Here is a 9,931-nt window from a genome sequence, read left to right as displayed (position 1 = left end):
GCGAAACACGCTCTGGGAGAATTCGCCGCCGGGGTGCTTCTCCGTGCCCTTGAACATCAGGTGTTCGAGAAAATGGGCGAGCCCGGATTTTCCCGGCTCCTCATCTGCGGAGCCCACTTTGTACCAGATCATCTGCGTCACCACCGGTGTTCGATGGTCAGGGATTACGACCACCTGCAGGCCGTCGCCAAGCGTAAAGCTGGTGAGGGGCATCGACTTCGCAAGAGTCTCGGCTGAGGCGACATCTATTAAGAAGGCGCGCATTAGCACCGGTGCTAGAACGCAAAGTTCGAGGTGAGGACGTCGGCAGCATTGACAGCAGTCGCTGTCGAATTTTCGAAGCGAAAGACCGATCGTGCGGCCGATTGGACGCGGCATCATTATTAATATCGTTCGTCTGCGGGATCGGGACGGCCTTTTGGAAGCTACATTGCATTTGGTTCTGGATGAGGAATGAGGTCATCATCGAAGTCATCTACAGGGTGCTTCATGCTTTTGGCTAGTCAATCGACAGATCGCGCTTGCTCCAGGGGAATACCATCGGCCGGCGCGTCGGCGGCTAACCCAAAAGCATCAGTCGTGCCAAAGAAGAAACTGCTTAAGTTACAGCGTGGTCACCCGAAGCACTGTGTCCGAATCTTTACACATCGTCGTACATCAGACACGCCGTGGCTATCTAGGGACCCGCGGACCCGCTTGGCGTTACTGGTGCCGACCACCATGTGTAGCAGGATACTCTGGAATGGCATGATCGAGTGCATGGGTGGCCGCGATCAGCGCCAGTCCGAGAGCTTGTGCAAGGTCCCCGTGCAGTGCCACAAGCGCGCGAGTTTTCATGCGCTAGACTAAGCATGCGATGGCAATTCCTCGTTACGTCGAGGGGACAGTTTTCCACCGCGCGCGACACCAAGCATTCACGTGTCGAAAATCGTCGCGAGCGTATTTCTTTTTCTGTTAGAAGCGCCGGCATTTGTGAATGCGGTCGGTCAGGTGCCCATGCTCTCCCGTAATTCTGGATTTAATCCCGCTGAGACAATCGATTGGCGCCTGCGCTTCGAGATTCTTGGCGTGCGATCATTCTTAGGTCCGCCTGCCGAAGCAGGGTGCGGCTGTCCGCACCAGATGTTCAAATGGATTTGAAAACTCACTCGAATGAGCAAAGCGCGTAAGGTTTTCCTCCGGCCGCGGCGGTTCTCCGCCATAGGCAAACCCGCCGACATTCGAAGCTGGCAGCGGCATAATGTTGATGAACAGGCCCATCGTGCGGCGGCACCGGCGCCGCCATGCATGCTGCCGAACAGCACTGTGCCGAACACCACCTGCTCACGGCCGCTGCTGCGCGGCACCACCTGCCCCACACCAAATGGCAGGGGCTAGCCAGGGCCACACCAAGCCGCCGCGCCTGGCCGCGCACCCGCGCATCCTGCGGCAGCGTCCGCCGTCCCTCCGTGATCCCGCTGCCGTCGCTGTCGGACCTCGCTTAAGCCGAACGGCCGGCCCGGCTCAACCATATCTGCGAGCCACGTCGGGAAGAACTCTTCATGCGCCTTTGCATCAACGCTCACGCTTGCCTCCGTCACCAGATTGCAAAAGGGATGTGGGATTATCAGGCTATGCTCATGTCCCTCCAGCACGGCCAAATAGCGCTAGGCCTACGGAGATGCGGCCAGCGGTGTTTTAGGCTGCCCTTCCGCCGAGAGCGGACCGAACTCGATGGCCTGCCGCTCGAACAAACTGCGATAGATGCCGCCGGGTTGCACGATCAGTGCCGGATGCGTGCCCTGCTCGACGATCTCGCCGCGATCGAACACCAGGATGCGGTCGAGGCCGCGCACCGTCGACAGGCGGTGCGCGATTACGATCGAGGTGCGGTCCTTCATCAGCCGCTCCATCGCCTCTTGGATCAGCGCTTCCGATTCCGAATCCAGGCTCGACGTCGCCTCGTCCAGGATCAACACTGGCGCATCGGCAAGGAACGCGCGCGCCAGCGCAATGCGCTGCCGCTCGCCGCCCGACAGATTTACGCCGCGCTCACCCACCAGTGTGCCGTAGCCCTTCGGCGATCGTATGATGAAGTCATGCGCATTGGCGAGCCTCGCCGCCTGTTTGATCGCCGCCATGCTGGCGCCGGGTCGGCCATAGGCGATGTTTTCAGCCAGCGAGCGGTGAAACAGGATCGGCTCCTGCTCCACGATCGCGATCTGGCTGCGCAACGATCGTTGCGTGGCCAGCGCGATGTCCTGCCCGTCGATCAGGATCCGGCCGCCGGAGACGTCGTAGAGCCGCTGAAGCAGCTTGACGAACGTGGTCTTGCCGGAGCCGGAGCGGCCGACCAGACCGATCCGCTCGCCGGCGCGGATGTTGATCGACAATCCGTCGTAGAGCGGCACGCGATCGCTGTCATAACGGAAGGTGACGTCCTCGAACGTGATCATCCCACCGTGAATGTCGATCGGTTTGGCGTCTGGCGCATCGACAATTCCGATCGGCTCGCCATAGATGGCAACCAGTTCCTCCATGTCGTTCACCGAGCGCTGCAGATTGTTGATGTGCATCCCTACTTCGCGCAAATAGGCGTGGATGATGTAATAGCTTGTCAACACATAGGTGACGTCGCCCGGAGAGGCGCGCCCCGCTATCCACAGCAGGATGGCGCCGCCGATCACCGAAGCACGAAAGCACAAGAGCATCACGAGCTGCACCGTACTCGTGCCGTTGGACCGCAGCCAGGTGCGCTGCACCCTCGCCCGCCAGCGTCTGACGACACCGTCAAGCCGCGCATCCTCACCCGCCTCAGCACCGAAAGATTTCGCCACAGTATTGCAAGTGAGCGCGTCCGCTAGCGTGCCGCTGACTTTGCTGTCCCAGGCGTTGGAGACACGCGCCGCCGGTGCGATGTAGCCGATCGTCAATGCCGTCGTGATGGCAACATAGATCACTGCGCCGAGGCCGATCACGGCGCCGAGCTCGGGCCAATGCAGGCCGAGCAGGATCGTCGAGCCCACGAGCACCGCGAGCGACGGCAACAACGCCATCAGGATCGAATTGTTAAGCAGGTCGAGCGCCCACATGCCGCGGGTGATCTTGCGCACGGTCGAGCCGGCGAACGAGTTAGCGTGCCAGTCGGTTGAGAAGCGCTGCACGCGCATGAAGGCCCCACGGGCCACATCCGACATGGTCTTCAGCGTGAACGGCACGATCGCCTGCAAGCCCGTAAACCGCAACATAATCGAGAGCAGACCAAGGGCGAGGATACCAGCGAACGCAATCAGTGCCGCATGTCGCGCCGCTTGGTCGGAGGGGCCCGACGTCAATGCATCCACCAGACGGCCGGAATAGACCGGCATGAACAGGTCAGCGACCGTCGCCCCTAAGAAGCCAACGAGGATGATCGCGGCACGGACTGGCTGCTTCAGCCAGTGCTCCAACGCAAACGGGAGAACCAAGCCGATTGCAGCGGGTCGTTTGTCATCTTGACTGGTCATGGCGCTAGGGGTTTGTGGCGGACGCGGTGTAAAAAACGGTCGATCCAGACCCGATGTGCCCAATGCTTGGCGCGCCGTACGAGGAATGCGATAAATGCCCGGAGTCTGGGGGCTGCGGCCGAAATCTTCTACCCATTTCACCCACTCGTCGCGTAAGCGCTTAGCCGAAGCGCCTCACGCTTTGCGAGCTCCTCGTAGCTGAGAGCATCGATTTGAGACAACAGCCAGGCTTGCGCGATCCGAGCTTGTGTGAGCCAGGTAGGCGGGATCGGCGTCACTCATCTTTGCCCGCCTGCAGAAGCATGGAGGTGTCCACCTAGCTCCGGCCTCGGCCATGGCTGTACGCAAAGGTGCATTTCGATGAAGGAAGTGTTCAGCATATGGCCGCCAGAGACTTTGCGTTATCGGATCGCGGCGCGACTTCACCTGGAAGATCACCTCGGCGTCAATCCGGGTGGGAGGTCATAGCAATCCGAACTTCCAACGTGCCACAAACGATCCACCGCCGTGCTCGCTGATCGTTAATTGCCGATGGCCCACTGGACAAATGGACGAATTAACCAGTGAGCAGCTCAGATCGTTACCCTTTTTCATCTTCTCTCCTCGGGCGCTTGCGCTTTGGTACTTTGCGAGACTCCGGGTTGCGGAGTCGCACAAACAGACCCATAGCAAGCCTTCTGACCCTTGTAGTTGGCGAGCGTTTGGACCGATTCCGACATAACCTCCTGTTTCAGGTTGTCCGGGATAGGTGCGGGGCCGTCCAGCGACTTCAGCGTCACCTCGATCAACTCGATCGCGCGATCCTTGTTGCCGCTCTCGTAATAGTACTGAGCGACCGCCGGATAGGACACGAACTTAGGGGCCTCGCCGCGTTGCGCAGGATTTATTGCCAGAATGTGTCCGGATAACTCATTGCCCATCGCAAAGCGCTGGGCCTGCGGCAAATGAGAGTTGTCAATCGCCGGATCAAAGATTTGGCGTAGCGCCCCGGCCATCCACATCGCGGATTTTTTGTTGATCGCGTCACGAACCAATTGGCGCATCACCGGCAGGCCGGCCTGCAAGTCGCGCATTTTGTGAAGCAACAGATCCGCCTGGAGCACGCGGAAGTTCACGTCATCCGGCAGAACAGCGACGGCTTCTTCGACCACCGAAAGCGCCTTCGCCCAATCCTGCGCCTTCATCGCCGGCGTCAGTTTGGCGAAGATCGGCATTGTGCGTTCGCCCTTGGCGATCCGCTCAGCATCGGCGGCTTTCGCTTCATCGCTGATGCGCCAGCTGCCAGTCAGAATCTTCGGCAAAACCTCTTCGAGTTGCGTCGGGGAACCGATAAAGGCGATGTGGCCATCACGGTCGACGACGAACGAGGTGGGAATCCCGATAGAAAAGCTGGAATCCATCCAAAGCTCGTCCATTTCGCGTGTGTAGTCGAGCCCGACCCGATAGTTGAGATTCGGCAACTTTTCGGTCAACCATGCGTCCAACTTGCTTCGGGCCTTTTCCGCTGTTTGAGCGCGCTCACCAGCCGCTATTCCGAGGACCTCAACTCCGCTATCTCTGTATTTCTCTTGCAGCTGTACCAGATCGGACAGCGCCGCCACACACGGTGCGCACCAAGTTGCCCAAAATTCGACGATGTACACTTTCCCGAGCTGGAAGCTCGTGAGGGGCTGACCACGCAGCCAGTTCTCCACCTTGATCGGGGGAGCTGGGGATTCTAAGCCCAGCGCCATGTTACGCTCCAAAGTTATTGTCAGAGACTGCGCGACGTTTTGTGCTCGCTGATCTCCGATCGCGACCGCGACCGAGAAGTGGGGTGCCGTGGTGTGGACGGGCTGCCGAACGAGAGCCGTAGCGAATGTCGGTGTCACAGCGCTAAGCACGCCGACACACAAAGTTACAAAGAACGAGCTCGTCCTCTCACAAGCAGGCCACATCGGTTCAAGGAAGGAGAGCATCGCTCGACTCGCATCTGGGTGTGCTCAGCACTTTCAGTACTGCTGCATCTTAGTAGCAACGTCCGTGCCAGCATCGTCTGCGCGCATTAAGTGCCTAATTGCGCATGAATAGCTCAACGGCAGTTCACGGCGACCAGTGTTTTGAACCCGACGGGCTTTGTGCCGGTGTCGGAATTTGGACAAGAATTGCGCACTTCGCGCCGCCAGATAACTGATTTGATGTTGTGAGCCGCCGAACGGAGACTTGGTAATCCCTGTCCCCTAGCAAACAGGATTAGAGGCGAGCGACGATTTAGATTCGACTCGAACGAGCCGAAGCCCGTTGACCGGGGACACGTGTTCTGGTCGATGACGCTGGAACCATTCGCCTGAACCTGCGGACGGTGCCGCGGATCAGGGAGGCTCTGAAACTGTGAGTGCTCGCCATCGCTCCAAGCGGTTCCTGCACCAAAAACTGGTACTTCGATTAGTTTGCTGTCCAGCCGCGTGTACCAGGCGTCCATGATGCCCCATCCACTTCGAAAACCGTTTCCCTCGTATCGAAACAGACGCCGCCGATCGCCTCGATGGAGCACAGGCGTTCACCTCCAGGTTGCTGACCGGGAGGCCGGCTGGCACCACCCGCTGGCGGCACGCATCACTTCCTTGCCGGCTTGAAACTCTTTGGGAAGCTGCGGGCCTGCAAGACCCATCGTGTCACAGCTGGATGACAGGTATCGAAATAAGTAGACGGAAAACCCTGCAATATGCGATGTGGCCGACATCGACACAGGCTATGGCAATGCGATCAATGTCATCCATGCCATTGGCGAGTATGAAAGGACCGGCGCCAGCTCCGTTGTCATCGAGGACAAGACATTTCCCAAGGTTACGAGCCTTGCTGCGGAACGTCCAGATGATGATTTATGGCAATTTCGGATCCGGGCCTCAAGCACAGCCTTGAGGGACACCTTCCGCCGTGTCATCGCTGATGGCGGCGTCCAGAACGTCCACAAGGATATTGTACGATAGAGGAACTCTTCAGACTGCAGAGAATGGACGAGATTGAGGCAGCTAAAACGCGCTTCCTGCGCTGATGCAGTGCTGCAGGCCGACTCTAATCTCGCCTGAACGGCTGTCGCTGCAATCTCGACGGGTTGGGGCGGCACGTTCGTCGGGCTACGACTCCATTTCGTTGAATGGAAGACTATAGGGCCCTGTCAGTCAGCATCTTTTGCCTTTGGCTCGAGGCTGTTAGCGCAAATGGGCAGCGGAATCGAACGGCTGTCGAGCCAGCGGAACGACGGCGCTCGGGTCAGCGCCGGCAAAACCCGCGCAGTTTTGTGATGTTTTTATGTCGGTTATAGCCAGTGGTTTGATGACCATCGAAATGGCTGCCTTCGCGCATGAGAGCTCGTGCGCTTGTGGCATACAATGTGCGCCGGATCCGCGTCGAGCGCGGTATTCCGCAAGAGCAATTGGCCTACGATGCAGGTATTGATCGCTCCTATATGAGCGGACTTGAGCGCCAACAGGCAAACCCCACAATTGATCTTCTCGATCGCCTTGCCGGGACGCTCGGCGTTGCTGTCTCCGAGCTGTTTGTTCGGCCATCCAAGGGGGCGCCGCCACCTGCTACCTTACGTAAAGGTCGCAAGCCGAAGCCGGCACGCCGCAAAAGGACCTAGCCCCCTGACAGCACCGAGCCATTGACGCCGATCTTGTGCGGTGACCAAGCATCAATGCGCTCCGAGGCGGATTTTGTGCGCGCCGCCCCCTGATTCGCGGCAATCCCGCGATGGACATCGAATAATGTGACGAATGTTCAATCTGGCGCCGGAGCGGACAATGGCGGCTCAAGACGACGAAGTTCCTTTAAATGCCATCCGCGCTTTTGTGACCGTCGCACGCGAAGGCAGCGTCACGCGCGCCGCCAGCAGCTTGGGAACGACGCAGAGCTCGGTCAGCCGCTATTTATCCGTCCTGCGGGACTATCTCGGTGCGGACCTCATCGCGCGGCGCGGCCGGCGCAGTGATTTGACTGAGTTCGGAAGACTATTTGCTAACGCAGTCTCTGAACCGCTCGAGACAGTGGGCTTCACCGCCAAGAGAATGCGGCGGCGGGCGGCCGCCGGCACCAACCGGATCGTCGTCCGCACATCGCTATCGACTTTTGCTTCCTCGCTTCTGATTCCAAATCTGCAAGCGTTTTCTGCTGAAGCTGGCGGCGTTATCGTGGACGTCATCAGCTCGCTATCGCTGCCTTCATCTTCGGATGACTTCGACATATTGATTACACGTGACCTTTCCGTCATCGAACCCGCCGACAGTTGGGAGATCTACAATGAGGAGCTGGTGTGCGTCGGGCCGCCAAACCTGGTCGCGGGCAGAGAGCTCTCGATCGTTCGCTCAATCCCGATACTGAACATCACATCACGACCCGACATCCTGCCAACATGGCTGAGGGCCATGAACCTGTCCTCAAACGACATACGAGCGGGCGCGAGGTACGATCATAATTATCTTGCTCTGCCGGCAGTCATGACAGGAAAATGCCTTCTTGTCGCACCGGAAATCATCGTCAGTGATCTAGTGCGAGGGGGCGCCTTGCAAATCATCCCCGGCTCACGCGCTCCAAGTGGCATGCAATATCGCGCCTTTGCGGTGGATCGCAGCGAGCACCCCGAAATCGCTCGTTCTTTTTGCCGGTGGGTCGCTCGTCTTTGCAAGAGGGCGACGCTAGCGCAGGCTACCTGAAATGCCTCTCGAGGTCTCTTCAATGACTCTGCGGGAGATCGATGTACCGGCCCCATTCACGTCCAGGGCACTCAACTTCAGAGACAATCCGAACAAGACCGCCGGTGTCTTCGTCCGACGAAGATTACGTTTCTTTTGCAGTAGTCCCGAAAACAAAGGACGGCGCGAGAGATCGGAACGCAAAGACCTCATCTTATCGCCGATCGAGCGACGCCAGCAAATGAATTGGTTGCACGGAATCGAGGCCATGCCATTTAACGCCCGAGAGCTCATGAACTGTCATCCTTGCCTTTGTCGAGCAATGCGCGGCAGCGAAGGCGTATGAGACGCCGCCCCAGCTTAACAAGCCGAATGGTTCGGCTGCGCAAGTCGTCTGTTTTCCAGCCCCGCTCGCCAATACGATGGCTTCCAAACAGACCTTGCGCGATTTGGCGATAGCTATTTCCTTGCTGCCATCCATCCAGTGCGCGCAGCGCGAGGATAAGCCGACGCCGCTTCAAAGCTGGCAAAGCAAGTGGAGGCGTTCCGAGCGGCCGATGCTCAAGGGCGAGCCAAAATCGACGTGCGGCCTGCAAGCGAAGCTCGAAATTCGCGTCGAGCGGCAGGTCGAGCACGACAGCAGACCCGCTCGCCGGAAGGCTCTTCAGCCAAAGGCGATGCTTCGCGCCTCCGAGCGGCACGATGGCATGCCAGCCATCCGGCGCGCGACGAACCTCGCTGCCAAGCAGATTGGTGAAATCGAGCTGGTAGCTTTTGGGCGCCACGCAATTGGCCGCCCGCATAGGCAGTACGGTCGACAGCACTTCGGGTGCCCAGAAGACTGCTTGCTTGTCGAATGTCTTTTGCGGATCAGCTGGAAAACGAAAGCCCCCACTTCCGTCGCAAGTGGCTCGTTGTTGCGCTGGATCGTTGGCGGCGAGACAACCGCCTATAATCCTCTTGGTAATCGGGATCCCGGCGCAGCCACTCCCAGGCCACGTCGGCAGCTTCTGCCTTCTTGAGGTCGCTGTATGCTTCCTCAGATCTCCAGTCAGTACCCGGCATCGCACCATTTCCCCGCAGGATTTCACACGAGGCGAAATGCGGCTGAAGATTGTGGCCCTTTCCGGTTACGTGCGTTACTCGTGCGAGCCTCGCACGCACTTAATCGATGGAATAATCGTCTTTTGCGATTGCGAGGAATTCCCTCGATGCTGGGATCGGCCGTGTTTACTGCTTTGGCCAACCGCCACGCAGCAGATCACGATAGCCATGGCCTGCTAGCCACTTGGCCCGCGTCAGATGACTTTCGAACGTGCGTCGCGCACGATCGGGTTCAACGGTCGGCTCAAGCCCGAGCACAATGCGCGCAATTTCGCGCCAATCTGCCTTGTCAGCGTCGGCATCGAGAAGTCGCATGTAGGTGACAGCGTGCTCCTTGTCATATGACGTGAGCTCGTGCGCGCTGGGCGCCAATTCTGCGATCTTCGGGTCGGCCGGCACTGACTGAAACTCCTACCGAACTGAAAAATCTATCGAATTCCGTGCAACGATAACCAAATTGGGGGCGTAGTGGTACCGCCCGAATCGTCGCAGCGCCAAACTCATATCGCACCAAGACCGCGATCGCATATCGGCTCACAATGACCTGGTGGCTCCATCCTGCGCATTTCCTCTTTCATCGCAGTACACACCGGAACTGATCGGAGATTTGCCTTGTAACAAGGCTGTTCTTGCTCTTTCATGCCGGGAGGGCGCCCGTGGTGACCGGCC

The 9,931-nt window shown here is 58.8% G+C and carries 10 protein-coding genes; 4 read left to right on the top strand and 6 right to left on the bottom strand.

Translation table 11 applies throughout. The annotated features are described in order from the left end of the window. Positions 1–264 (bottom strand): M16 family metallopeptidase (locus XI08_RS16345; protein ID WP_442869831.1); only part of this gene is annotated, 264 nt, incomplete at its 3' end. A gap of 654 nt (positions 265–918) precedes the next feature. Here XI08_RS16345 and XI08_RS16340 point away from each other — a divergent pair. Further along, positions 919–1,140 carry a hypothetical protein gene (locus XI08_RS16340; protein WP_271575175.1) on the top strand — a complete coding sequence of 74 codons (222 nt, stop codon included), beginning with the start codon at positions 919–921 and terminating at the stop codon, positions 1,138–1,140. Between the two features lie 512 nt (positions 1,141–1,652). Here XI08_RS16340 and XI08_RS16335 read toward each other — a convergent pair. After that, complete coding sequence (locus XI08_RS16335; RefSeq protein WP_271575174.1) at positions 1,653–3,485, bottom strand: ABC transporter ATP-binding protein; 1,833 nt, start codon at positions 3,483–3,485, stop codon at positions 1,653–1,655. A 590-nt stretch (positions 3,486–4,075) separates the two neighbouring features. After that, on the bottom strand, positions 4,076–5,218 hold the full coding sequence (locus XI08_RS16330) for a TlpA disulfide reductase family protein (RefSeq protein ID WP_271575173.1): 1,143 nt from the start codon (positions 5,216–5,218) through the stop codon (positions 4,076–4,078). 978 nt (positions 5,219–6,196) lie between these two features. Between XI08_RS16330 and XI08_RS16325 the strand changes: the two genes are divergently transcribed. The 3 genes from XI08_RS16325 to XI08_RS16315 all read left to right on the top strand — a co-directional run bounded on the left by XI08_RS16325 (position 6,197) and on the right by XI08_RS16315 (position 8,179). Beyond that, positions 6,197–6,454: a hypothetical protein gene (locus XI08_RS16325; RefSeq protein ID WP_028143509.1), complete on the top strand. Its 258-nt coding sequence runs from the start codon at positions 6,197–6,199 to the stop codon at positions 6,452–6,454. Between the two features lie 374 nt (positions 6,455–6,828). Continuing rightward, the gene (locus tag XI08_RS16320; RefSeq protein WP_071916573.1) at positions 6,829–7,110 is read left to right on the top strand and encodes a helix-turn-helix domain-containing protein; all 282 of its coding nucleotides are present in this window, start codon (positions 6,829–6,831) and stop codon (positions 7,108–7,110) included. 160 nt (positions 7,111–7,270) lie between these two features. Beyond that, positions 7,271–8,179: a LysR family transcriptional regulator gene (locus XI08_RS16315; RefSeq protein WP_248881472.1), complete on the top strand. Its 909-nt coding sequence runs from the start codon at positions 7,271–7,273 to the stop codon at positions 8,177–8,179. A 269-nt stretch (positions 8,180–8,448) separates the two neighbouring features. Here XI08_RS16315 and XI08_RS16310 read toward each other — a convergent pair whose 3' ends face one another. The 3 genes from XI08_RS16310 to XI08_RS16300 form a co-directional block, all read right to left on the bottom strand. Continuing rightward, the gene (locus XI08_RS16310) at positions 8,449–8,982 is read right to left on the bottom strand and encodes a DUF2285 domain-containing protein (protein ID WP_271575172.1); all 534 of its coding nucleotides are present in this window, start codon (positions 8,980–8,982) and stop codon (positions 8,449–8,451) included. 46 nt (positions 8,983–9,028) lie between these two features. Next, on the bottom strand, positions 9,029–9,223 hold the full coding sequence (locus XI08_RS16305; protein WP_071916574.1) for a transcriptional regulator domain-containing protein: 195 nt from the start codon (positions 9,221–9,223) through the stop codon (positions 9,029–9,031). A 165-nt stretch (positions 9,224–9,388) separates the two neighbouring features. Further along, positions 9,389–9,661, bottom strand: coding sequence for a DNA -binding domain-containing protein (locus XI08_RS16300; RefSeq protein ID WP_038960166.1), 273 nt, complete (start codon positions 9,659–9,661; stop codon positions 9,389–9,391). Between the last annotated feature and the right edge of the window lie 270 nt (positions 9,662–9,931).

It is taken from the genome of Bradyrhizobium sp. CCBAU 11361, assembly GCF_028128935.1.
Lineage (GTDB): Bacteria > Pseudomonadota > Alphaproteobacteria > Rhizobiales > Xanthobacteraceae > Bradyrhizobium > Bradyrhizobium niftali.
This window is presented reverse-complemented; position numbering and strand designations above follow the sequence as displayed.